Genomic DNA, 22,284 nt, shown 5'->3' with positions numbered 1-22,284 from the left:
CTTTATTTAAATCGATTGTAAATTGACTTTCTGCTGCCACTTTACGCGACAGACAGAGAGGATCTTACCAACGATAATGAGCAAATGCGCGGTTTGCGTCTGCCATTTTGTGTGTGTCTTCGCGTTTTTTAACAGAAGCGCCAGTGTTGTTAGCAGCATCCATGATTTCTTTCGCTAGACGTTCTTCCATTGTGTGTTCACCACGTAGACGTGCGTAGTTAACTACCCAACGTAAACCTAAAGTTGTACGACGTTCTGGACGAACTTCAACTGGTACTTGGTAGTTAGAACCCCCAACACGACGTGCTTTAACTTCAAGAACAGGCATAACGTTTTTCATTGCTTGTTCAAAAACTTCCAATGGATCGTTACCTGTAGATTCTTTGATGATATCAAATGAATTATAGATAATGTTAGCAGCAATCCCGCGTTTACCGTCAACCATTACACGGTTGATTAAGCGAGTTACTAATTTTGAGTTATAAATTGGATCTGGTAAAACATCACGTTTTGCAACAGGACCTTTACGAGGCATCCGTAACTCCTCCTTCCGAAATATGATTTTTCAAGTTGTTATTGTCTTATTATAATTAAGCTTTAGGACGTTTTGTACCGTATTTAGAGCGGCTTTGTTTACGGTCGTTAACACCGGCAGTATCAAGCGCACCACGAACGATATGGTAACGTACCCCTGGTAAGTCTTTTACACGTCCACCACGTAATAATACCACGCTGTGTTCTTGTAAGTTGTGACCGATACCTGGGATATAAGCTGTAACTTCGATTAAGTTTGACAAACGAACACGGGCATATTTACGTAAAGCTGAGTTCGGTTTTTTAGGTGTCATCGTACCCACACGTGTACAAACTCCACGTTTTTGCGGAGAGTTAACGTTTGTTTGAGTTTTCTTAAAACTGTTATATCCTTTGTTTAAGGCTGGTGAATCAGATTTTTCTACTTTAGATTTACGAGGTTTACGTACTAATTGGTTAATTGTAGGCATTCCTTGTTCTCCTCCTTCCTTACTTCGCTTCTAGTTCCACACATCCAGGTGGTTCTTTTTTCGCGATAAAAAATAATGCAATCTCTGCACTCTTTATCAAATATGCTTTGATAGACAGTCAGCACGTCCCTATAAGGAACCTGTAGATAAAGCACCTTTGTTAGGATACCACGATAAGTATCAGCTGTCAACCCTCTTCTTTCGCCTTTCGAAAAAAAGCTTTTCCTTCTATTTAAACGCACTTTTCCTTTAAAAATTTTTATGACTTTTTCAAAAACTTTCTATCTTTTTTAGTTAAATAACGGTACAATATCTTTGACTATTGAAGGGGGCGGAAAACAGCGATGAATCTGAAACAAATGGTAGGAATCGAAGCTGCAAAATATGTAGAAGACGGCATGATTGTCGGTTTGGGTACTGGCTCAACAGCAAAATTTATGGTAGACGAAATTGGTCGTCGCGTAAAAGAAGAAGGATTGTCAATCGTAGGGGTTACTACTTCAAAAGAAACAGAGAAACAAGCCTTAGCCTTGGGCATTCCTTTAAAAAGTATTGATGAGGTTCCGTATGTGGATCTTACGATTGATGGCGCCGATGAAATCAGCGCTGATTTTCAAGGAATCAAAGGCGGTGGCGCTGCCTTACTTTTTGAAAAAATTGTGGCCACTTATTCAAAGAAATGTATTTGGATTGTGGATAAATCAAAAATGGTGGACGATTTAGGGGCTTTCCCACTTCCAGTTGAGGTTGTTCCTTATGGCAGCTGCCAACTAGTGCATTTATTTGAAGAAAAAGGCTATCACCCAGCACTTCGTCTAAACGCTGCTGGCGAAACATTAATAACAGATGGAGGCCACCATATCATCGATTTGCATTTAGAAAAAATTACAGATCCAGAAGCTTTAGGTTCTTATTTAGACAACTTGGTTGGCGTCGTTGAACACGGCTTATTTTTAAATATGGTTTCTATGGTAATCGTCGGTTATGAAGATGGACCGAAAACCTTACATGTTCCCGCACGTTAAGAATGTGTGAAAAAAGATTATTTATATAGGAAGGATAATATATGAAACGAATTGGTTATGCACGCACAACTATTATTGAAGACGATTTAAAAAATCAACTAACCACTCTCCAATCGTTTGGTTGTGATGATATTTTCCAAGAGACATTTGATCCTCAAGCGGAGATCAGTGTCTTAGACGAAGTCGAAAAACTTCTTTCTGCTGGGGATACACTTATTGTTTGTAAATTGCACCATTTAGGTAAAACAACCCGCCAATTAACAGACTTTATGAAAATGTTAAAGGAAAAACAAGTTGATTTTGTCAGCATTTCAGAAGGAATTGATACTCACCTTCCAACAGGTGAAGCCTATTTCCAATTAATGGAGAGCTTATCTGCGATGGAATGTGCACTAATTAAAGAACGAACACTCGTCGGGCTCCACAAAGCTCGTGAAAACGGAAAAGTAGGTGGACGTCCAAAAATCGATGGACGCACCGTCCGCAAAATCCGTGCATTATATTACGAAAACAAAGAAACCATCCAGTTTATTTCTAATAAATGCGGCGTTTCGGTGGGCACTTGTTATAAGTACATCAATTTACCTGAGACAGATGTCGAGCGGCTGTATTCCTAAAAATAAAAAAGAAGTCCTTCAGATGGGGCTTCTTTTTTGATTCGATTTCACTCTAATTTTTCAGCAACTTTCACGTTTTTTTACTATTTTCCATTGGAAATCTTGCGCAAAACGGTGTACAATAAACGTGGAAATCTTATTTTCAGAAAACTAAACTCAAAGGAGAGCTTATACATGCCAAAATTAGTTTTTTCTCGTCATGGACTTAGCGAATGGAATGCCTTAAACCAATTTACTGGATGGGCTGACGTAGATTTAGCACCTGAAGGTGTTGAAGAAGCAAAAGAAGGCGGCCGTAAAATTAAAGAAGCAGGCATCGAATTCGACGTTGCTTATACTTCTGTTTTAACTCGTGCCATCAAAACTTGTAACTATTTACTAGAATACTCAGATCAATTATGGGTACCTCAAATCAAATCTTGGCGCTTAAACGAACGTCATTATGGTAAATTACAAGGACTAAACAAAAAAGAAACTGCTGAAAAATACGGAGACGAACAAGTCCACATCTGGCGTCGTTCTTACGATACTCTTCCTCCATTAATGGAAGCAACAGATGAAGGTTCTGCAGCAAACGACCGTCGTTATGCAATGTTAGACCAACGCGATATTCCTGGTGGCGAAAACTTGAAAGTTACTTTGGAACGTGCATTACCATTCTGGCAAGATGAAATTGCGCCAGCTTTAAAAGACAACAAAACTGTCTTAGTAGCGGCTCATGGTAATTCATTACGTGCTTTAGCTAAACACATCGAAGGCATTTCTGATGAAGATATTATGGATCTTGAAATCCCAACAGGTAAACCATTAGTTTATGAATTAAATGATGATTTAACTGTGAAAGAAAAATACTACTTATAAGAACTTGTTTCTTATTAACAAAAGCGGTTTGCCAAGGCAAACCGCTTTTTTATGGATTAAATAAATTGACTTTCGGTTAAACAATCGTTATAAATCGCTACTATATCCGCTGCATCCAATGGTACATAAGCCTTTTCGGCAATTGAACTATGGGCCACAGCTTGTTGTGCCATTTCTTCAAATTTATCTGCTTCGATGCCAACTTCTGGTAATGTCATCGGAATGCCACAAGCCACAAAGTAATCATACAATGCTTGAATACCTTTTTTCGCTGCTACTTCCTCTTCTTGTTCGACTATTCCCCAAACATTTCGAGCAAACTGTGCAAACTTGCCTACGGTTTGTTCAGACAAAACGTAATTCATCCAACGAGGCGTTAAAATTGCTAAGCCAATCCCATGCGTAATGTCATAAAACGCACTTAATTCATGTTCCATTGGGTGACAAGACCAAACACCTTGTTTGCCGCGCCCTGTTAAACCATTTAAGGCTAAACTGCTTGCCCACATTAAATTAGCACGTGCATCATAATCTTCTGGATTTTCTAAAGCAATAGGACAATTTTTGATAACCGTTCGCATTAAGCCTTCTGACACAAAATCTTGGACGTCTGTGCCTGTCGAAATACTAAAATAGTTTTCAATCAAATGACTGAAAATATCCGCTGAGCCAGCTGCTGTTTGATTTTGAGGAACCGTAAAAGTATTCGTTGGATCCAAGAACGAAACTTTTGGAATCATATTCGGACCACCAAAGCCTAATTTTTGATTGGTTTCTAAGTTAGAAATGACAGCACCTGCGTTCATTTCACTACCTGTTGCTGCTAAAGTCAAGATGGTCACGATTGGTAAAGCAGGACCAGTATACCCTTTTCTGGCTGCAATGACTGTCCAGATATCTTCTTCCGAATAAAAGCCCGCAGCTATTGCTTTGGAACAGTCAATGGTTGAACCACCGCCAACTGCTAAAATAACATCGACTTGGTTTTCTTTACACAACTCAATTCCTTTTCTAACGGTTTCAATGCGCGGGTTTGGTTCGACACCGCTCAACTCAATCAGTGTATGCCCGTTTTTTGGGGCCAAATCAGTAATTTGTTGGTACAAGCCATTACGTTTGATACTACCGCCACCATAAACAAGTAAGACATTTTTGCCAAATTGATCTAACACAGCAGGTAATTCGTCTAAACGATCTTTCCCAAAACGGATGTCTGTTGGTACATAAAAATTAAAGTTTTCCATTCTTTCACCCTCCATTCAATGCTCTTACGCATTTATCATACTATTTTTTCAAAAATCCGCCAATAAAAAAGCCGAGCAAATGACAGTTGCTTTCACAACGACCAATTGACCCAGCTTTTGATTCTTTTTTATAACGAATCGCTTGTTTTGATTAACAAATAAAGAAAATAAGGCGCACCGATGATCGCAACAATAATCCCTGCAGGCATTTCTCCATTGCCAGGCAATAGCCGACCAATCGTATCACTAACCAATAAAAGTAAACTCCCAAACAACGCCGCCAATGGCAATACCTGTTTTTGTTGCGTAAAACCACATTTGCGAGCAATATGTGGCGCAAGTAAACCTAAAAAATTAATTCCCCCTGTAACGGAAATCGCTGAAGCCGCCAACATCACCGCTAACAGCAACGAAACGATTCGTTCTTTTTTCACAGCAATACCTACAGAAATAGCTGTTTCGTCCCCCAATTGTAAAATATCCAACAGACGATGACGCTTCATCGCAAAAAAGAACCCGATGACTAGCCAAGGCAACAAAGCGCCCACAAAGAACCAATTACTGCCCCAGATACTGCCTGCTTGCCACATTGTAACAAAACGGTACTTTTCAGTATCAATTTTTGATGTAATTAATAAGGTGAGTGCTGAAATACCCGTACTCAAAATGACACCCGCTAAGACCATTCGAACTGGCGTCAATCCTAAACGATGATGATACGCGATTACCAAAATCCCAACAGCCGCTAGCAAGCCGCCAACTAAGGCCACGAGCGGAAGTGCAAACGTCGTGATACTTGTCGTCTCAACAAAACTAATAAACAAAATCACTGCCAAACCCGCACCCGCATTAATGCCTAAAATCCCAGTATCTGCTAACGGATTCCGAGTAATCCCTTGAAGAATAGCGCCGCTTAAGCCTAAAGCTGCGCCCGCAAGGACCGCTAGCACAATCCGTGGTAACCGAAAATCCCAAACTAACAGTTGTTTGGCCTGACTTCCCTGTCCCAAAAGAAGGGCTTTTAAATCCATGACGGAAACAGATAATTCCCCTTGCGTTAAACTGATACAAGCAGTTAGGATAATCCCAACTATTAAGACAGCCACCCAACGGGACACTTTTTTCTGTGTCATCCTAATTGCCCTCCTTTACGAAATAAATAAAGAAAGAACGGGATGCCAATTAAGGCCGTGATAATCCCAAATGGTGTTTCAAAAGGCGGATTCACCATTCGAGCGATTAAATCTGCCACCAAAACAAGGAGCGCACCGCCTAACGCCGAAAACGGAATCAAGCGCCGGTAATTTTCTCCAGAAACTGTTCGCATCACATGAGGCACCACCAAACCAACAAAACTGACCGAGCCAACCAGCGCCACAGACAATCCTGATAAAAGCAAAATCGTTATACTGGCGAACAACCGAATACGCTGCGGATTTCGCCCCAAACCAATTGTTGCATCATCGCCAAACCGTAAAATAGTCACCGACGGACTAATCAGAATTGCTAATGCAAATGCACCCAGAAAGATCGGGACGACTATTTTTAATTGCGCCCAAGAAATAACGCTGACACCGCCAAGAAACCAAAACGTTAACTCTTGACTCAAATTGAACTGAATGGCTAAGAATTGACTAAATGATAAAAAAAGGGCACTAATACCAGCTCCCACCAAGGTCAGACGCATGGGGCTTGCTCCTCGAATTGAATGATTAGAAAGATAATAAATCAGTGCCACACTCACGCCGGCACCAAGAAAAGAAACAACTAAAAGCCACCAATAACTTGCCTGAGGGAGGAAAGCAAAAACAAGCGCTAAGCCCAAGCCAGCCCCAGCATTGATACCCAGCAAGCCAGAATCTGCCAATGGGTTTTGTGTAATCCCTTGCGCTAACGCCCCACTCACCGCTAAACTTGCTCCCACAAAAGCGGCCCCTAAAATCCGCGGCAACCGAACCGTTTGGATAACTTGATGCGCTTGATTAGTCGCATCGAAGTGCGTAAATGATTCAATAATCGTTTGAATCGAAACCGACGTCGCACCAAACATCAGCGACAGAAGCATTGTCCCCAGTAGCAAAAAAAGACAGACAAGTAACACTTGCCATTGGTGTCTATAAAATCCGCTTATGCCTTTCATCCATCCAGCTCCATTTCCATCAACTCATAAGAAAGCACTAGTGGCCGCTGTGTCTGACTATGATAACTAATTTCTGCTTGAATAGCGAAAACATCTGCTAAGCCAGTAACAGTAATCACCTCTTGCGGTGTTCCCTCATTGATAATCTTTCCCTCTTTCATCGCAATCACGCGATCAGAAAAACGAGAAGCTAAATTAATATCATGAATTGTCATCACGATAGTTTTCTGATGTTCTTGATTAATTCGTTTTAACACATTTAAAATTTCTAGCTGATGCGCTGGATCCAAATAGGTGGTCGGTTCATCTAAAATTAAAATATCTGTATCCTGCACTAGCGCCATAGCAATCCAAACCCGTTGACGTTGTCCACCTGATAAAATTGCCACAGACTCTCTAGCTAACTCAGTTAAGCCTGTTAATTCTAATGCCCATTGTATGTACTCTTGATCTTCTGTGGTGACGCTTTTCCAGCCCGATTGATAAGGATATCGCCCGAAAGAGACGAGGTCAAAAACAGATAAATCGATTGTATTTTCTGGCGTTTGTGATAAGATCGCTAGTTCTTGCGCCACTTCTTTTGAAGAAAAATGTTGAAGTTCTTGGTTCTTAATGAACACCTTGCCTTTCTCAGCTGGCAAAATACGCGCAAGTGTTTTTAACAAGGTCGATTTGCCACAACCATTTGGTCCAATAATACTTGTAATAGTTCCCGCTTCAAATGAACAGTTCAGCGCCTCACTAATCACTTGACGACCATATCCTGTAGTTAAGTCCTCTGCCTCTAAATAATTCATAACCATTCCTCTTTAATTTTTCTGTCGTTATTTTACATTTATTGAGAATCGTTCTCACTCATTGTTCCTTGATTATAAAAGACCCTTCCTTAAAAAGCAATGTTTCTTCCAATCAAAAAACGAATTATCTAAAAAATGCAACTTATTTGCTCAAAAAAGCAAGCGATGATTGACAAACAGTCGTTTTTAACTGATAATGAGAATCGTTATCAACTAAAAATAAAGGAGTTACACAATGAAACTTTTAAAAAAGACGGTCCTAATTGGTACCACCCTTCTTCTTGGTTCATTCTTACTCGCAGCTTGTGGTAATACGAATAAAGAAGCCAACAACGCTGACAAAACACATGAAGTAACAGATACCTTAGGCAATAAAGTAACCGTCCCCGCGAAACCCAAACGGATTATTGCGAGTTATTTAGAAGATTATCTAGTTGCATTAGGAGAAAAACCAGTGGCACAATGGACAGTTGGACAAGGCAGCATTCAAGATTATTTAGCGAAAGAATTGAAAGATGTCCCCACTATTTCCTATGACTTACCATATGAAGCGGTTCTAAAATTTGAACCTGACTTATTATTAATCAGTTCATCTGCTCTAGTTGAAGGCGGTAAATACAAAGAATACAGTAAAATTGCGCCAACTTATGTAGTCAAAAACGGCGAAAATGTCACTTGGCGTGATCAATTGGAAGATATTGCCACTGTTTTAGATAAAAAAGAACAAGCGAAAAAAGTGTTAGAAGATTATGATACCTTAACCAAAGGCGTCCAAGAAGACCTTGGCAAAAAAGATGCTGGCAAATCTGCGGCAGTCTTATGGGTAACCAACAACCAAGTCTTTATGGTTAGCGATAATCGCTCAAGCGGAACCGTGCTCTATCAGGACTTAGGCCTCCAAGTTCCAAAATTAGTGGAAGAAATTTCTAAAAATGCTACTGCGGATTGGAATCAAGTTTCTTTAGAAAAATTAGCTGAGCTTGACGCAGACCATATTTTCCTTGTAAATAGCGATGAATCAGCACCTCTTTTCCAAGAAGCAATTTGGAAGAACTTACCTGCTGTGAAAAATAACCAAGTTCATACCTATGATAAAAAAAGTAGTTGGTTATACAACGGACCTATTGCGAATACCCAAATTGTTGAAGATGTAAAAAAAGCGCTCTTAAATTAAAAAAATGCTTGGATGAAAACAATCATCCAAGCATTTTTTTAATTAGCAATTGCCGTTTCTAAACCAACTTCAATCATTTCATTAAACGTCGTTTGGCGTTCTTCTGCCGTTGTTTCTTCGCCTGTCACCAAGCTATCACTCACCGTCATAATCGCCAATGCTTCTACATCAAATTTTGCTGCTAAATAATATAACATTGCCGCTTCCATTTCAATCGCTAATACCCCGTATCGACCTAAACGAAAGACATCATCTAAGCTATCTTTGTAAAAAACATCATCTGACAATACGTTACCAACATGGGTAGTAAAGCCTTTTGCTTTAGCAATTTCGTAAGATTTGAGTAAAAGATCAAAGCTCGCAATTTGTGGAAAATCATATTTAGGAAAATCATTGCGAATCGCGGAAGAAGGCGTCGCTGCTGCTTGTGCGATAACTAATTCACGAACGTTGACTTTTTCTGAAATAGAACCACACGTACCAACACGAATTAACTTCTTCACATCGTAAGAGTTGATTAACTCATGGGCATAAATACCTGCTGAAGGCATCCCCATCCCTGTTCCTTGAACCGAAACACGCTGTCCCTTATACGTTCCTGTGTAACCTAACATCCCACGAACTTGATTATAGCAGACAGGATTCTCTAAAAAAGTTTCCGCAATATATTTTGCTCGGAGGGGATCCCCTGGTAGTAAAATTTTATCGGCAATTTCACCTGGTTTTGCTTCGATATGCACACTCATTCTGGTTTACTCCTTTTTTTATAAAGCTGCTAGTGTTGCTTTCACTAACTCTTTGAATTGTCCTTTAACGCGTTCAGTTGTTTCAACTACTTCTGCATGATTTAAGCTACTTTGCATACCAGCTGCTAAATTCGTAATACAAGAGATGCCTAGTACTTTCATGCCACTATGCACAGCTACAATGACCTCCGAAACAGTTGACATGCCAACTGCATCCGCACCCATCGTCCGTGACATCCGAATTTCTGCAGGCGTTTCATATGTCGGGCCAGAAAAGCCCATATACACGCCTTCTTTTAAATCAATATTTTGTTCCGCAGCCACTTTTTTTGCCACTTCCCGATATTCTTGCGTGTAAGCATGACTCATATCTGGAAAACGCGGCCCGATTTCTTCATCATTTTCACCAATTAACGGATTATCGCCTGTAAAATTAATGTGGTCATTGATTAACATCAAATTTCCCGGTGTATATGTTTCATTTACGCCACCAGCTGCGTTGGTTACAATCATTGAATGAATGCCTAAAGCAGCCATCACACGAACGGGATAAGTGACCGTTTGCATCGAATGTCCTTCATAATAATGAAAACGTCCTTGCATCGCCAAAACTTTTTTTCCAGAAAGCGTTCCGTAAACTAATTGTCCAGCATGTCCAACGACTGTTGAAACAGAAAAATGGGGAATTTCAGAGAAAGGAATAGCAATCGCATCGGTTATTTCATTAGCTAATTCACCTAACCCTGAACCTAAGATTAGACCGAAGTCTGCTTGTTGCACCCCTTTTTCTTTCAAAAACTCAGTTGTTTCGTTTAAATGATTCGTTAACGTTGTCATGTGTTGCCTCCTCGAATTATTGTAATTGATTTAAAAAGCTTTGACCGTTTTCCGTTGCAGGAACTTCAAAGTTTTCAGCAATCGTTGCTGAAATATCTGAATAAAATCCTTGTGGCAAGCTGCCTTGTTTTGTCATTTTTTTACTATAAGCCAATAAAGGCACATATTCACGTGTGTGGTCTGTTCCTGGGAAAGTTGGGTCATTCCCGTGATCTGCTGTAATTAAAAGCAAATCATCTTCGGCCATAGCTGCCATAATCTCTGGCAAACGACCATCAAAATCTTCGATGGCTTTTGCATAGCCCTTCACATCACGACGGTGGCCATACAGCGCATCGAAATCCACTAAGTTAGTAAAACTTAAGCCTGTGAAATCTTTGTTCATGACCGTTAATAATTGATCCACCCCATCCATATTGCTCTTCGTGCGGATAGCTTCAGTAATTCCTTGTCCATTAAAGATGTCGTTAATTTTCCCAACAGCGATCACATCATTGCCGTTTTCTTTTAACGAATCTAAAACAGTATGGCCAAAAGGATCTAGAGCATAGTCATGACGGTTACTGGTTCGAGTGAAATTACCTGGTTCACCAACATACGGGCGAGCGATAATCCGACCAATCATATAAGGTTCGTCTTTCGTAATGTCACGAACATATTGACAAATTTTATACAATTCTTCTAATGGAATAATGTCTTCATGCGCCGCAATTTGTAAAACAGGATCTGCTGAAGTATAAACGATTAGATCCCCTGTTTTCATTTGATGTTCGCCATAATCATCAATGACTGCTGTCCCGCTATATGGTTTGTTACAAACAACTTTTCGCCCAGAAAAATCTTCAATTTGTTTCAGCAATTCTTCAGGAAAGCCGTTTGGGAATACCCGAAAAGGTTTTTTGATGTTCAAGCCCATAATTTCCCAGTGACCGGTCATAGTATCTTTTCCAACAGAAATTTCTTCTAATTTGGTGACATAGCCATCGTGGTCTGCCACTGCTTTGACACCTGTTAAAGGAGCAATAGTTCCCAATCCAAGTTTTTCTAAATGAGGAATGGTTAGTCCCGCTTCTTTGGCAATATGACCCAGTGTATCACTGCCGACATCCCCAAATTTTTCAGCATCTGGTGCTTCACCAATACCGACTGAATCTAGTACGATTAAATGAACACGTTTAAACACACTTGCTTCCTCCTCTAAGGTCGTAAATACGTCAAGAATGACAATTATTTTACGCTAGCCTTTTAAATAGTCTCGAGAATCAAACAGAATAATCTATTTATTCTCAGCTCTTCAATTATACCATGAATCCGCTATTATTGCGTGTTTAAGACTGGCTTATATTTTAGAAAAAGCAACTTTTTCTAAAATATAAAGAAATAATTACACTAAAAAAGCCCCAGGCTGTTCCCTAGAGCATTGCTGAGATTCCTTCAATTTTCTTCTTAAAAATGAACGCATAAAATCCTTTTGTCATTGTAATATTCCTACAAGAACTGCTTCAAACTAATTGTTTGTCTTTGAAAGGCTTCTTTTACTTTGTTACCAAACTGTCCTTTAAGAGCCGTTCCTAGTTGTTGCTGCCTTGTCCCAAAACTTGTTGCTGCTTCGACGACTAGCTTGCGATGCCTTTGATTTGCCTGATTCTTCTCCTGAGCAACCCGTTGTTGCATTGCTACTCCTACAGAACGAACATTGGCTTTATCTGCACTTCTAGCTAACTCCTTTAACAACCGTTGAATCATTTCTTCCACTAAATTACCTCTTTTCATTGCTTCGTTTTTGATACTCACTTCGATAAGTTTGTTCTAAATTCTCTATTTTATGGTTTATTTTTCGTCGTTCTAACTGGATAGTTTCTTGAAACTGTTCAACCATCATTGAATGGTCTCTTTTGGCTCGATGTAAAGGTTCTCCGTCTAACGCCAAACTGTTTAAGGCACTTCTTAAACGCTGTTCAGTTTCCATTACCATTTGTTCTCCTCGCAACTGAGTCCGTCGTAACTCATCACCCTGTTCCTCTAAACCTTGTCGTTCTTTGCGATACTTTGTTTGTAATTCATCCAATGTCATCTTTACTCCTATCTAAATTGACTTGCCAGTTCGCTATCGCGGGTAACTATTTCAGCGAGTTTGGCAGTGATTTCTCGTTCTAAAGCATCAAAGGCTGCGCTTTTTTCTTTGGCTTGTTGGATACGTAGTTCATGGGTTTCTTTCGGTTGAAACACTTGACTTTGCTTGGTGACACCCACACTAGCTAAAGCTTCCATAATCTCCGCTTCAGTTAGCGTCTGAACAGCGTTTCTAGCTGAATGAAGGCCTGTTTCCCAATTTCTCTCTAAATTTCGAATAGCTTCCTGATGAACGCGAATCACTCGCTCCATCGCCTCTTTTGCATTACGAGCCGCCAGTTTAACCACCGCTCGGGCTTGAGCATCCTCTAAATAAATTTGTTGACTACTTGATAAACCGCCACCATTTTTCAGTAACTTTTTCTTTAAAACTTGTAAGTTGGCTAACTCACTGGAAAAAGCTGTCATGGCTTTTCGCTCTTGTCTTTGAAGGCTCGCTTCTAAATTGTGTTCATTCTCAGGAATTACCAAATAACCATCTGCATCAAAGCGCCAATTGGCTAAATCATGAGATTTTAAAGGATTCTGCAGCCTCATTTGCAAAGCAACTTTGATTTCTGCACCAGTGCCATTGCCCATTAAATTGCCTACAAAATCCGCCTGATTGCGGTAATTGGTTAACCAGCCAGGATTTGCAGCAACCCACTTTTTAGCAGCTGGTGTTAACACCTCATACGGGTCCGGCCCATTAAAACCGACATTTTTCCATTGATTTTCCGCGGCAATATACAACGCTAAATATTCCCCTAAAGAATGTCCGGTAGTAGAAAAAGTGGCCTCGCTGTATTCTTGTTTGACTGCCTCAGCAAAAGCCACCGCCGAACTCAGTTGCCCAGCCAAACGTTGCAGACTCCGTGCATTGGAAAAACCAGGAGATGCCGTTTTGTCCCAAAAACCACCAATCGTGCGCAAGTCCGTTTCCACATCTTTCCAATCACCAGGATTGGTGCCAGCATAACTAATCACAATTTGCGACAAATCAGGAACCCCTTGCTTATCTAAAGGAGCCACAGCCATCGCTTGCATCCCATCCGTCTGAGAATTCTCTTGGATTTTGAGGATTTGGAATTTTAAATTTCCAAATTTACGTATTCTTCCTTCTTTAATACTCGGTGTATATCTTTTATGCTTAGGGTCTAGCCAATAAACTCTATCACTTAATTGATTATAGTCTTGGTCAGTTATCATTAAATCAACTCCTCCTGCCCATTAGTGTATGTTACTTTTACTGAAGTAGTTGTGACTCCTTCTTTTTGTACCGCTTCATCTTCTACTCCATAATCTCCCAATTCATTCCTCTCTTTCCAAAATCCATAATCAAATTTTACAGAGTCGTTATTCTTATTAAACATTGTCACATACATTCCATACGACCCTGTCATTTCGTTTTTTCCTGCTTCATGGAATTTGACTTCCTTAATATCCGCAAAGGTATTTTTCAGTACTTTCACTGATTGTTTCTCTACTGCTAGTAAATCTTGTTCTTGTTGTTCTGCCCGTTTGTCCATAAATACTTTCCCTCCAATGCCAATTAGGATGATTCCTAAAATCAATAAAATACCTACTCTAATTCCTTTTTTATTCATAGCTCCTCCTTTTATTTATTCATAGTTAATTGCTTAACCTATGTATCTTCATCTGATATTTATGTTTGACACAACAGCCATCGCTTGCATCCCATCCGTCTGAGAATTCTCTTGGATTTTGAGAATTTGGAATTCAGTACCACCAAGGTTATGAACAACATTCTCTTTTAGTGTAGGAGAATATTTCTTATCTTTTGGATCCAACCAATAAACAGCACCACTTATTTTATTATAACCTTTGTCTGTTATATTCAAATTAACATCTCCTGCCCATTAGAAAATATCACTTTAACAACATTTTTGGTTATTCCTTTTTTCTGAACTTCTCTGTCGACCACTCCATAATCATCAAGTTCTTTACTATCCTTTACAAACCCATAATCAAAATAAGCAGTGCTACCAGTATTACTTCTCACCGTCACAACAATCCTGTACGACCCTGTCATTTCATTTTTAGCCGAACGCTCAAATTTGACTTCTGCTATATCCGCAAAGGTATTTTTCAGCACTTTAACAGATTGTTTTTCCACTGCTAGTAAATCTTGTTCTTTTTGTTCTGCCCGTTTGTCCATAAATACTTTTCCTCCAATGCCAATTAGGATGATTCCTAAAATCAATAAAATACCCATTCTAATTCCTTTTTTATTCATGACTCCTCCTTTCTTTATTTAGAATCGAGACTTTGATAGCGTTTTACTTTTTTAGTTTAACATAGCAAAAAGAAATGAATTTTCAATTTCTTGTACTTCACTAGAAAAAATTGAGAAAATAAGTACTAGGAAAAGCTCTCTCGCTAAAGTTGTTTGAAGAACAATCAAAAAAACTGCCCGTTATTTTACAACGGACAGTTTTAAATCTATTTCGTTTTGACGTAATTTTTCCCGTTCGCTTTTGGTCCCGATGATTTTCCGAAGAACACAACTAGGACTAAAATGGTCAATACGTATGGTGCTGCTTGTAGATAAACTTTTGGAATTTCTGAAATAATTGGTAGGTTTTCCCCAGCAATACTTAAGTTTTGTGCAAAGCCAAAGAATAAGGCTGCGCCCATTGCCCCAAGTGGATTCCATTTACCAAAGATCATTGCGGCCATTGAAATAAACCCTTGTCCTGCAATTGTGGTAATCCCAAAACGACCCGCAATACTTTGAGCAAAGACAGCTCCGCCCATACCGCCTAAGAAGCCGGATAGCAAGACGCCAGAATAACGCATTAAGTAGACATTAATTCCCAATGTATCTGCCGCTTGTGGATGTTCCCCCACAGAACGTAACCGTAAGCCAAAACGTGTTTTATAAATGACAAACCAAGCTAAAATCGCAATCAAAATTGCTACGAAAGCTGGCAAAGAGGTTTTTGCAAAGAATAGTTCACCAATTACTGGAATTTTTGACAATCCTGGGAAAGAAAAATAGCCAAATGATTGTGTAATCATATCTGTTTGTCCTTTTTGATAAATAACTTTTACTAGGAAAACCCCTAGCGCCGGTGCCATCAAGTTAATGACAGTACCACTGATAATATGATCTGCTCGTAAGTTAATAGTTGCAACGGCATGTAAGAGAGAAAAGACAATCCCGACAACGCCTCCTACTAAACAAGCAATCCATGGTGTCGCCGCGCCAAATGTATCAGCAAACGTCAAGTTAAAAACGACCGAACTGAAAGCGCCCATTACCATAATACCTTCCAAACCAACGTTAACCACACCACTTCGTTCTGAGAACGTTCCGCCTAATGCTGTCAAGATGAGCGGAGTTGCATACACTAATGTTTGCGTGATGATTGAGGAAATTGTTGCTAAATCCATTAGATGTCTCCCCCCTCTTGATTGTTTTTGTCTGGCGCCGCTTCAATTGTTTCTACAATCGCTACTTCTTTTTTACTACCAGACGCTTTTGCTAACAAGAAACGAATTAAATAACTAATTCCCACAAAGAAAATAATCGCTGCAATAACAACATCAACTAATTCTGTTGGTACACCAGCTATCAACGGCATTCCTTGTCCACCAAGTTTTAACATTCCAAACAGTAATGCGGAAAGTAAAATCCCGATTGAGCTACCTGCTCCTAATAGAGACACGGCCATACCATCGAACCCAATGCTCAACGATGTGTTTTGAATAAAGAAGTTTTGGAAAGTCCCCAATCCTTGGACCGCACCACCTAAACCAGCCAGCGTTCCTGAAATCATCATAGATAAAATAATTGTTCGCTTGCTGCTCATTCCAGCATATTCAGAAGCAAATGGGTTTAACCCCACCGACCGAATTTCAAAACCAAGCGTTGTTTTTTTCATCAAGAACCACACAAGAATAAGGAAAATGAAGGCCAAGAAAATGCCGATGTTCAAACGAGAGCCATCACTGATACTTGTTAAAAACGGTGAGCGTAATGATGCATTCGCACCAATCATTTTGGTAATCCCTTTATTCGCCATAATACTTGGTTTCATGACATTATTAGCAATATGATTTCCTGTGTATAATAAAATATAATTCAACATAATCGTAACAATAACTTCACTCGTCCCAAAATAGGCACGCAAGAAACCTGGGATGGCTGCTGCTAAAGCTCCTGCAACTGCCCCAACAATAATCGCCACCGGCAACGCAATCATCCGGGGTGCATCAGGCATGGATAAAGCGACCCAAATACTAGCCACCCAACCACATAAGGCTTGTCCAGAAAGCCCGATATTAAAGAATCCAGCCGAATTTGCCACCGAGAATCCTAAAGCGGTAAAAATCAACGGTGCTGCGGTGACAAAAATCTCACCAATACTTTTCTTTCCTTGGAAAGCTGTTTCAAACATCGCTTGATACCCAGCCACTGGGTCATAGCCAAAGATAACCATAATAATTGCCCCTAAGAGGAAACCCATAATAACAGATAACACAGGGACTAAAATATTTCTTATTTTTTCAGAACGATTATTCAACAGTTTCACCTGCCTCTACTTTTGATAATTCAGCACGGGCTTCTTCCAATGAGTAGCCAGCCATTAACAAGCCCAATTCATTTTCTGTCGTTTCTTTCGGATCAACAATTCCGACAATTTCCCCCGCATGAATAACAGCGATACGATCAGAAACGTTCAAAATTTCGTCTAATTCAAAACTTACTAATAAAACAGCTTTATTTTTATCTCTTTGTTCAATTAGTCGACGATGAATGTATTCAATAGCTCCGACATCTAAACCGCGTGTTGGTTGAGAAACAATCAACAAATCTGGATCGCGGTCAACTTCTCGGGCAATAATTGCTTTTTGCTGATTCCCACCTGAAAGCGCCCGAGCTGGTACTAATTCATTAGGAGTCCGTACATCATATTCTTCAATTAATTCACGGGCATGTTTGTTAATCATTCGATAGTTTAAAATACCTGTTGAACTGTATGGTTTTTGGTAATACGTTTGTAGGCCAATATTTTCAGCCAATGTCATCTCTAATACCAAGCCATATTTATGTCGGTCTTCAGGAACGTGGGCGACACCCATTTCCGTAATTTCCCGAGGTTTGCGATTAGTAATCTCTTTTTCATTCAAATGAATGGACCCGTTTTCGACTTTGGTTAATCCTGCTAAGGCTTGGATTAATTCTGTTTGTCCATTGCCATCAATCCCCGCAATTCCAACAACTTCCCCTGCTCGGACATCTAAGCTAAGATTTTTCACTGCATCTAAGCCGCGGCTTTCTTTCACTACTAAATCTTTAATTGATAAAATTGTTTCTTTCGGTTGCGCTGGTTTTTTCTCTGTTTTGAAAGAAACAGAACGGCCCACCATCATATCGGCTAACTGTTGCGAAGAAACGTCTTTCACATTGACGGTGCCAATACTTTGCCCCCGGCGAATGACCGTACAACGGTCCGCCACTTTTTTAATTTCATCTAACTTATGTGTAATTAAAATGATCGATTTGCCTTCATCGGTTAGTTCTTTCAAAATAATCATTAATTCATCAATTTCTTGTGGCGTTAATACTGCGGTTGGTTCGTCAAAAATTAAAACGTTCGCACCACGATATAAGGTCTTTAAAATTTCAACCCGTTGTTGCATACCCACAGAAATATCGCGAATATAGGCATTGGGATTTACATCCAACCCGTATTGCTTAGACACTTCTTCAATCTCTTTTTTCGCTTTTTTCCGGTCTAAAATACCGCCATGGGTAGGTTCACTACCTAAGATAATATTTTCAGTCACAGTAAAGGCTTCAACTAACATAAAATGCTGATGGACCATTCCGATTCCTAAACGATTGGCTGCAGTAGGACTGGTAATGTTGACTTTTTCGCCATTCATATAAATCTCACCTGAGGTCGGTTCCAATAGCCCTGATAAGATATTCATCAAGGTCGACTTGCCTGCACCATTTTCACCTAGCAGTGCGTGGATTTCACCAGGTTTTACTTGTAAATCAATTTGGTCGTTGGCTTTGAACGTCCCAAATTCTTTGGTGATTTTACGCATCTCAATTACGTTTTCTTCTTGAGACAAGGTCTATTCACTTCCTAACAAAATTATATTGGCAATACTTTAGAGGGTAATTTTGACCCTTAACTAAGTAGTTGAAGAACCTCAACTATTTAGTTAAAAATCCAAACATCATAAAGGGTTTCCTTGGCAGCCGTCGCTGCCAAGGACCACTTTATTTTTAGAAGGAACAATAATGAGCCCTTCTTTTTTTCATTTAGGAGCTTAAATTATTCTGGTTTTTCTGGGACTTTTACGTCACCTGAGATTACTTTATCTTTTGCTGTTTTAACAGCTTCTTTTGTTTTGTCGTTTAAATAGCCGTCTGTTAAGTCAACGCCACCATCTTTTAATCCATAAACTAAATGTTCGCCACCAGGGAATTTGTCTTCTAACGCACGGTTGGCAATATCTTGAACCGCTGTGCCGACACCTTTAAGCGTTGAAGTTAACGTGAAGTTGTCTTCTTTGCCGTCTTTTGTTTTGTACTTGCCATCAGCATCTTGATCGCGGTCAACACCGATTACCCAAACTTTGTCGCCAGAACCTGATTCATTCAAGTCTTTTGCTTCTTGGAAGACCCCTTGTCCAGTCGCACCAGAAGCATGGAAGATGATATCAACGCCATTTTGGTACATTGCAGCAGCTAAAGCTTTCCCTTTGGCAGGATCAGCAAATGAAGCCGCATATTTTGTATCAACAGTAATTTCTTTACCTAATTCTTTCGCAGCATCAGCCACACCTTTTTCAAAACCAGCTTGGAAACGGTCAATTACGACCCCTTCTTCACCACCAACAAAACCGACTTTGTTCGTTTTTGTTTCGTTTGCAGCAGCAACACCGGCTAAGTAAGCTGCTTCATTATCTCTAAATGTTGCAGAAACGACATTCTTTTTGCCATCGATTTGATCATCGATTAAAACAAAGTTTGTATCAGGGTTGGCATCTGCTGCAGAAGAAATTGCATCTTTTAGCAAGTAGCCAATACCAAAGATTGTGTTGAATTTACTTGATACCGCTTGGTCAATATTTGTTGTATAGTCAGCTGCATCATTCGATTGAATATATGCATACCCTTTTGAACCTTCTGGTAAATCATGTTCTTTACCCCAAGCTTGCAATCCTTCCCAAGAAGATTGGTTGAACGACTTGTCATCCACGCCACCTGTATCTGTAATGATTACAGCACTATGCGCTGCATCCCCTTTGCCACCGCCGCTTTCAGCGGTTTTGCCTTTGCCACCACATGCTGCAAGTGAAACTGATAAACCTAATGCAATCAAACTAAAACCGAATAATTTTGCTTTTTTCATTTCTGTAAAGCCTCCTAAAAATAGTTTAATGTATTTAAACAACTAAGTTGTTTCTAAGGTTGGTCTGGGACTTTTACGTCACCAGAGATGATTTGTTCTTTGGCTTCTTTAACTGCCGTTTTGGCTTGATCGCTTAGGGCTTCTGTTGTTAAATCAACACCGCCATCTTTCAATCCATAAGTTAAATGTTCGCCGCCAGGGAATTTATCTTCTAATGCAAGATCAGAGATTTTTTTCACAGCAATATTTACCCCTTTAATGGTTGAAGCTAACGTTAAGTTATCATCCTTGCCATCTTTGGTTGTATATTTACCGTCTTCGTTTTGGTCACGGTCAACACCAATCACCCAAACTTTATCTTTTGAACCTGTTTCATTTAGCGCTTTGGCTTCTTGGAAGATTCCTTGTCCTGTAGTCGCCGCTGCGTGATAAATAATGTCGGCACCTGCTTGATACATAGAAGAAGCTAAGGCCCGTCCTTTTGAAGCGTCTGCAAATGTCCCTGCATAAGTAGACGTAATTTGAATATCTTTGCCTAATTTTTTGCCAGCGTCTGCTACACCTTTTTCAAAACCAGCTTGGAAACGGCCAATAACAGGTCCTTCAACCCCGCCGATAAATCCTACTTTGTTGGTTTTCGTAGTGTTAGCTGCTGCCACACCTGCTAAATACGCAGATTCATTATCTCTAAATGTTGCAGAAGCGACGTTGTTTTTCCCATTAACTGTATCGTCGATTAGAACGAAATTCGTTTCTGGGTTGGCGTCCGCTGCATCTACTACTGCATTTTTTAGTAAATAGCCAATGCCAAAAATCGTTTTAAATTGACTTGAAATGGCTTGGTCAATGTTTGATGTATAATCAGATGCTTCATTTGATTGAATATACGCATACCCTTGAGGTCCTTCTGGAAGTTTGTGCTCTTTGCCCCACTCTTGCATTCCTTCCCACGCAGATTGGTTAAAAGATTTGTCATCAATGCCGGCTGTATCTGTGACCATTACGACACTATGTTGTGGATCACCTTTTGTGTTGGCGTTCTTTTTGCTATTGCCACCACATGCAGCTAACCCAATGGTTAAGGCAACTGCCGCCAATCCTAGACCTAAAAATTTTGCTTGTTTCACTTTCCGAAAAGCCCCCTACTATTTTATCTATTATTTCATTCGCATTTATGCTATTGAAATCTACTTTGAGCCCAACGAAACCTTATGTCCTTTTTTTAAAAATCTTTATCTGTAAATGAATAGGGCAATAATGCCTCAACTGTCATTGTTTTAGTCGCGCCATCTTTACCAACTAGCGTGACTGGCATTTGTGGATCAAAGAATTCAGCCATTACTTGACGACAAGCGCCACATGGAGAAATGGGTGCCTCTGTATTACCTGCTACAACTAAATGTTGGAAGGTCCGTTCATCTTCTGAAATGGCTTTAAAAATCGCCGTTCTTTCTGCACAATTTGTTAAACCAAAGGAGGCATTTTCAATGTTGACTCCTTGATACATTTTCCCGTCTGCAGTCACTAAGCAAGCGCCCACAGGAAAGTTAGAATACGGTACATAGGCGTGTGCCAATGCTTCTACGGCACAATCAAGCCATTCTTGTTTTACTGTCATCTTTTTCGCCACACCTTCGTTTAATTTGAAATACGAATTAATACCCTTCGCCAGTTGCGCCAGAAACAATTGCTACACCCGTACTTGCACCGATGCGTGTTGCCCCCGCTTCAATCATTGCTAACGCTTCTTCTGCATTATGCACGCCACCAGAAGCCTTAACGCCCATGTCAGGACCAACTGTCTCACGCATTAAACGAATGTCTGCTACTTTAGCGCCGCCTGTTGAGAAGCCAGTAGATGTTTTAACGAAATCGGCACCTGCTTCTTTGGCTAACTCACAAGCTTTAACTTTTTCTTCGTCTGTTAATAATGCTGTTTCAATAATCACTTTGACTAACGCTTTTCCTTTGGCTGCATCTACTACGCCTTGAATGTCTTGACGTACGTGATCGTATTGTTGTGATTTTAATGCACCAATATTAATCACCATATCCACTTCATTCGCACCATTTTTAATCGCATCAGCTGCTTCGTATGCTTTAACTTCTGGCGTATTTGCCCCCAAAGGAAAGCCAATAACGGTACACACAGCGACGTCGGTATCAGCTAATTGCTCGCTAGCAAAAGCGACCCAACAAGGATTGATACATACAGAGAAAAAGTTGTACTCCTTAGCTTCGTCAATAATTTTTTGGACAGCGGCTTCTGTCGCTTCTGGTTTCAAAATAGTGTGGTCAATCATGCGGTTTAATTCCATGATGAGAAT

Annotated in this window: 25 protein-coding genes and 1 pseudogene; 4 read left to right on the top strand and 22 right to left on the bottom strand. The window is 40.0% G+C overall.

The window, feature by feature from the left end; genetic code table 11:
* Positions 1 to 64: 64 nt before the first annotated feature.
* Both rpsG and rpsL read right to left on the bottom strand, forming a co-directional pair.
* Positions 65 to 535: a 30S ribosomal protein S7 gene (gene rpsG, locus IGJ41_RS00705; RefSeq protein WP_002356191.1), complete on the bottom strand. Its 471-nt coding sequence runs from the start codon at positions 533 to 535 to the stop codon at positions 65 to 67.
* Between the two features lie 55 nt (positions 536 to 590).
* Positions 591 to 1,004 (bottom strand): 30S ribosomal protein S12, encoded by a 414-nt coding sequence (rpsL, locus tag IGJ41_RS00700; RefSeq protein WP_002356190.1) that lies wholly within the window; start codon positions 1,002 to 1,004, stop codon positions 591 to 593.
* Between the two features lie 344 nt (positions 1,005 to 1,348).
* Between rpsL and rpiA the strand changes: the two genes are divergently transcribed.
* The 3 genes from rpiA (at position 1,349) to gpmA (ending at position 3,507) form a co-directional block, all read left to right on the top strand.
* Positions 1,349 to 2,029 (top strand): ribose-5-phosphate isomerase RpiA, encoded by a 681-nt coding sequence (gene rpiA, locus IGJ41_RS00695; protein ID WP_002376386.1) that lies wholly within the window; start codon positions 1,349 to 1,351, stop codon positions 2,027 to 2,029.
* 41 nt (positions 2,030 to 2,070) lie between these two features.
* Positions 2,071 to 2,646, top strand: coding sequence for a recombinase family protein (locus IGJ41_RS00690; RefSeq protein ID WP_002356188.1), 576 nt, complete (start codon positions 2,071 to 2,073; stop codon positions 2,644 to 2,646).
* A 174-nt stretch (positions 2,647 to 2,820) separates the two neighbouring features.
* Positions 2,821 to 3,507 (top strand): 2,3-diphosphoglycerate-dependent phosphoglycerate mutase, encoded by a 687-nt coding sequence (gene gpmA / locus IGJ41_RS00685; protein WP_002359343.1) that lies wholly within the window; start codon positions 2,821 to 2,823, stop codon positions 3,505 to 3,507.
* 56 nt (positions 3,508 to 3,563) lie between these two features.
* Here the strand turns inward: gpmA and IGJ41_RS00680 are convergent, their stop codons facing one another.
* The 4 genes from IGJ41_RS00680 to IGJ41_RS00665 all read right to left on the bottom strand — a co-directional run bounded on the left by IGJ41_RS00680 (position 3,564) and on the right by IGJ41_RS00665 (position 7,694).
* Positions 3,564 to 4,766 (bottom strand): iron-containing alcohol dehydrogenase, encoded by a 1,203-nt coding sequence (locus IGJ41_RS00680; RefSeq protein ID WP_173963734.1) that lies wholly within the window; start codon positions 4,764 to 4,766, stop codon positions 3,564 to 3,566.
* 113 nt (positions 4,767 to 4,879) lie between these two features.
* The gene (locus IGJ41_RS00675; RefSeq protein WP_010816253.1) at positions 4,880 to 5,884 is read right to left on the bottom strand and encodes a FecCD family ABC transporter permease; all 1,005 of its coding nucleotides are present in this window, start codon (positions 5,882 to 5,884) and stop codon (positions 4,880 to 4,882) included.
* Positions 5,881 to 6,891: a FecCD family ABC transporter permease gene (locus tag IGJ41_RS00670; RefSeq protein WP_002367634.1), complete on the bottom strand. Its 1,011-nt coding sequence runs from the start codon at positions 6,889 to 6,891 to the stop codon at positions 5,881 to 5,883. The genes IGJ41_RS00675 and IGJ41_RS00670 overlap by 4 nt, the downstream gene beginning before the upstream one ends.
* Entirely contained in the window at positions 6,888 to 7,694 is an 807-nt protein-coding gene (locus IGJ41_RS00665; RefSeq protein WP_002356183.1) for an ABC transporter ATP-binding protein, read from the bottom strand. Before IGJ41_RS00665 ends, IGJ41_RS00670 begins: the two co-directional genes overlap by 4 nt.
* 229 nt (positions 7,695 to 7,923) lie before the next feature.
* Here IGJ41_RS00665 and IGJ41_RS00660 point away from each other — a divergent pair, with 229 nt between their 5' ends.
* Complete coding sequence (locus IGJ41_RS00660; RefSeq protein ID WP_002361532.1) at positions 7,924 to 8,862, top strand: iron-hydroxamate ABC transporter substrate-binding protein; 939 nt, start codon at positions 7,924 to 7,926, stop codon at positions 8,860 to 8,862.
* Positions 8,863 to 8,900: 38 nt separating this feature from the next.
* Here the strand turns inward: IGJ41_RS00660 and deoD are convergent, their stop codons facing one another.
* The 16 genes and pseudogenes from deoD to deoC all read right to left on the bottom strand — a co-directional run bounded on the left by deoD (position 8,901) and on the right by deoC (position 22,275).
* Positions 8,901 to 9,608 carry a purine-nucleoside phosphorylase gene (gene deoD, locus IGJ41_RS00655; RefSeq protein WP_002359338.1) on the bottom strand — a complete coding sequence of 236 codons (708 nt, stop codon included), beginning with the start codon at positions 9,606 to 9,608 and terminating at the stop codon, positions 8,901 to 8,903.
* Positions 9,609 to 9,626: 18 nt separating this feature from the next.
* Complete coding sequence (locus tag IGJ41_RS00650) at positions 9,627 to 10,445, bottom strand: purine-nucleoside phosphorylase (protein WP_002356180.1); 819 nt, start codon at positions 10,443 to 10,445, stop codon at positions 9,627 to 9,629.
* Between the two features lie 16 nt (positions 10,446 to 10,461).
* On the bottom strand, positions 10,462 to 11,628 hold the full coding sequence (deoB, locus tag IGJ41_RS00645) for a phosphopentomutase (protein WP_010819698.1): 1,167 nt from the start codon (positions 11,626 to 11,628) through the stop codon (positions 10,462 to 10,464).
* A 305-nt stretch (positions 11,629 to 11,933) separates the two neighbouring features.
* Complete coding sequence (locus tag IGJ41_RS00640) at positions 11,934 to 12,191, bottom strand: hypothetical protein (RefSeq protein WP_224798854.1); 258 nt, start codon at positions 12,189 to 12,191, stop codon at positions 11,934 to 11,936.
* Positions 12,192 to 12,204: 13 nt separating this feature from the next.
* The gene (locus tag IGJ41_RS00635; RefSeq protein WP_104855890.1) at positions 12,205 to 12,519 is read right to left on the bottom strand and encodes a hypothetical protein; all 315 of its coding nucleotides are present in this window, start codon (positions 12,517 to 12,519) and stop codon (positions 12,205 to 12,207) included.
* Positions 12,520 to 12,527: 8 nt separating this feature from the next.
* Complete coding sequence (locus tag IGJ41_RS00630) at positions 12,528 to 13,766, bottom strand: lipase (protein ID WP_173963735.1); 1,239 nt, start codon at positions 13,764 to 13,766, stop codon at positions 12,528 to 12,530.
* Positions 13,766 to 14,164, bottom strand: a complete 399-nt coding sequence (locus IGJ41_RS00625; RefSeq protein ID WP_252671922.1) for a hypothetical protein — start codon at positions 14,162 to 14,164, stop codon at positions 13,766 to 13,768. Before IGJ41_RS00625 ends, IGJ41_RS00630 begins: the two co-directional genes overlap by 1 nt.
* Positions 14,165 to 14,236: 72 nt before the next feature.
* A pseudogene (locus IGJ41_RS00620) lies at positions 14,237 to 14,419 on the bottom strand (lipase); the annotation flags it as partial.
* Positions 14,416 to 14,814 carry a hypothetical protein gene (locus IGJ41_RS00615; protein WP_104855887.1) on the bottom strand — a complete coding sequence of 133 codons (399 nt, stop codon included), beginning with the start codon at positions 14,812 to 14,814 and terminating at the stop codon, positions 14,416 to 14,418. The pseudogene IGJ41_RS00620 and the gene IGJ41_RS00615, both read right to left, overlap by 4 nt.
* A gap of 206 nt (positions 14,815 to 15,020) precedes the next feature.
* Complete coding sequence (locus tag IGJ41_RS00610; RefSeq protein WP_002356172.1) at positions 15,021 to 15,974, bottom strand: ABC transporter permease; 954 nt, start codon at positions 15,972 to 15,974, stop codon at positions 15,021 to 15,023.
* Positions 15,974 to 17,107 (bottom strand): ABC transporter permease, encoded by a 1,134-nt coding sequence (locus tag IGJ41_RS00605; protein WP_002356171.1) that lies wholly within the window; start codon positions 17,105 to 17,107, stop codon positions 15,974 to 15,976. The genes IGJ41_RS00610 and IGJ41_RS00605 overlap by 1 nt, the downstream gene beginning before the upstream one ends.
* Complete coding sequence (locus tag IGJ41_RS00600; RefSeq protein ID WP_002381361.1) at positions 17,100 to 18,668, bottom strand: ABC transporter ATP-binding protein; 1,569 nt, start codon at positions 18,666 to 18,668, stop codon at positions 17,100 to 17,102. The genes IGJ41_RS00605 and IGJ41_RS00600 overlap by 8 nt, the downstream gene beginning before the upstream one ends.
* 206 nt (positions 18,669 to 18,874) lie before the next feature.
* Positions 18,875 to 19,957, bottom strand: a complete 1,083-nt coding sequence (locus IGJ41_RS00595) for a BMP family lipoprotein (protein WP_289866382.1) — start codon at positions 19,955 to 19,957, stop codon at positions 18,875 to 18,877.
* Between the two features lie 53 nt (positions 19,958 to 20,010).
* Positions 20,011 to 21,084 carry a BMP family lipoprotein gene (locus IGJ41_RS00590; RefSeq protein WP_002356168.1) on the bottom strand — a complete coding sequence of 358 codons (1,074 nt, stop codon included), beginning with the start codon at positions 21,082 to 21,084 and terminating at the stop codon, positions 20,011 to 20,013.
* A 95-nt stretch (positions 21,085 to 21,179) separates the two neighbouring features.
* Entirely contained in the window at positions 21,180 to 21,644 is a 465-nt protein-coding gene (locus IGJ41_RS00585) for a cytidine deaminase (RefSeq protein ID WP_002387503.1), read from the bottom strand.
* Positions 21,613 to 22,275: a deoxyribose-phosphate aldolase gene (gene deoC, locus IGJ41_RS00580; RefSeq protein WP_002359333.1), complete on the bottom strand. Its 663-nt coding sequence runs from the start codon at positions 22,273 to 22,275 to the stop codon at positions 21,613 to 21,615. The genes IGJ41_RS00585 and deoC overlap by 32 nt, the downstream gene beginning before the upstream one ends.
* Positions 22,276 to 22,284: the final 9 nt, after the last annotated feature.

It is taken from the genome of Enterococcus sp. DIV1537a, from assembly GCF_051712085.1.
Taxonomy (GTDB): Bacteria; Bacillota; Bacilli; order Lactobacillales; family Enterococcaceae; genus Enterococcus; species Enterococcus faecalis.
Note: the sequence above shows the minus strand (reverse complement) of the source record. Positions and strands in the feature narration are given on the sequence as shown.

What these genes read in the sequence shown, in the direction of transcription:
- rpsG (WP_002356191.1), bottom strand. Translation starts at nt 535, where the DNA reads ATGCCTCGTAAAGGTCCTGTTGCAAAACGTGATGTTTTACCAGATCCA.
- rpsL (WP_002356190.1), bottom strand. Translation starts at nt 1,004, where the DNA reads ATGCCTACAATTAACCAATTAGTACGTAAACCTCGTAAATCTAAAGTA.
- rpiA (WP_002376386.1), top strand. Translation starts at nt 1,349, where the DNA reads ATGAATCTGAAACAAATGGTAGGAATCGAAGCTGCAAAATATGTAGAA.
- IGJ41_RS00690 (WP_002356188.1), top strand. Translation starts at nt 2,071, where the DNA reads ATGAAACGAATTGGTTATGCACGCACAACTATTATTGAAGACGATTTA.
- gpmA (WP_002359343.1), top strand. Translation starts at nt 2,821, where the DNA reads ATGCCAAAATTAGTTTTTTCTCGTCATGGACTTAGCGAATGGAATGCC.
- IGJ41_RS00680 (WP_173963734.1), bottom strand. Translation starts at nt 4,766, where the DNA reads ATGGAGGGTGAAAGAATGGAAAACTTTAATTTTTATGTACCAACAGAC.
- IGJ41_RS00675 (WP_010816253.1), bottom strand. Translation starts at nt 5,884, where the DNA reads ATGACACAGAAAAAAGTGTCCCGTTGGGTGGCTGTCTTAATAGTTGGG.
- IGJ41_RS00670 (WP_002367634.1), bottom strand. Translation starts at nt 6,891, where the DNA reads ATGAAAGGCATAAGCGGATTTTATAGACACCAATGGCAAGTGTTACTT.
- IGJ41_RS00665 (WP_002356183.1), bottom strand. Translation starts at nt 7,694, where the DNA reads ATGGTTATGAATTATTTAGAGGCAGAGGACTTAACTACAGGATATGGT.
- IGJ41_RS00660 (WP_002361532.1), top strand. Translation starts at nt 7,924, where the DNA reads ATGAAACTTTTAAAAAAGACGGTCCTAATTGGTACCACCCTTCTTCTT.
- deoD (WP_002359338.1), bottom strand. Translation starts at nt 9,608, where the DNA reads ATGAGTGTGCATATCGAAGCAAAACCAGGTGAAATTGCCGATAAAATT.
- IGJ41_RS00650 (WP_002356180.1), bottom strand. Translation starts at nt 10,445, where the DNA reads ATGACAACGTTAACGAATCATTTAAACGAAACAACTGAGTTTTTGAAA.
- IGJ41_RS00640 (WP_224798854.1), bottom strand. Translation starts at nt 12,191, where the DNA reads ATGATTCAACGGTTGTTAAAGGAGTTAGCTAGAAGTGCAGATAAAGCC.
- IGJ41_RS00635 (WP_104855890.1), bottom strand. Translation starts at nt 12,519, where the DNA reads ATGACATTGGATGAATTACAAACAAAGTATCGCAAAGAACGACAAGGT.
- IGJ41_RS00630 (WP_173963735.1), bottom strand. Translation starts at nt 13,766, where the DNA reads ATGATAACTGACCAAGACTATAATCAATTAAGTGATAGAGTTTATTGG.
- IGJ41_RS00625 (WP_252671922.1), bottom strand. Translation starts at nt 14,164, where the DNA reads ATGAATAAAAAAGGAATTAGAGTAGGTATTTTATTGATTTTAGGAATC.
- IGJ41_RS00615 (WP_104855887.1), bottom strand. Translation starts at nt 14,814, where the DNA reads ATGAATAAAAAAGGAATTAGAATGGGTATTTTATTGATTTTAGGAATC.
- IGJ41_RS00610 (WP_002356172.1), bottom strand. Translation starts at nt 15,974, where the DNA reads ATGGATTTAGCAACAATTTCCTCAATCATCACGCAAACATTAGTGTAT.
- IGJ41_RS00595 (WP_289866382.1), bottom strand. Translation starts at nt 19,957, where the DNA reads ATGAAAAAAGCAAAATTATTCGGTTTTAGTTTGATTGCATTAGGTTTA.
- deoC (WP_002359333.1), bottom strand. Translation starts at nt 22,275, where the DNA reads ATGGAATTAAACCGCATGATTGACCACACTATTTTGAAACCAGAAGCG.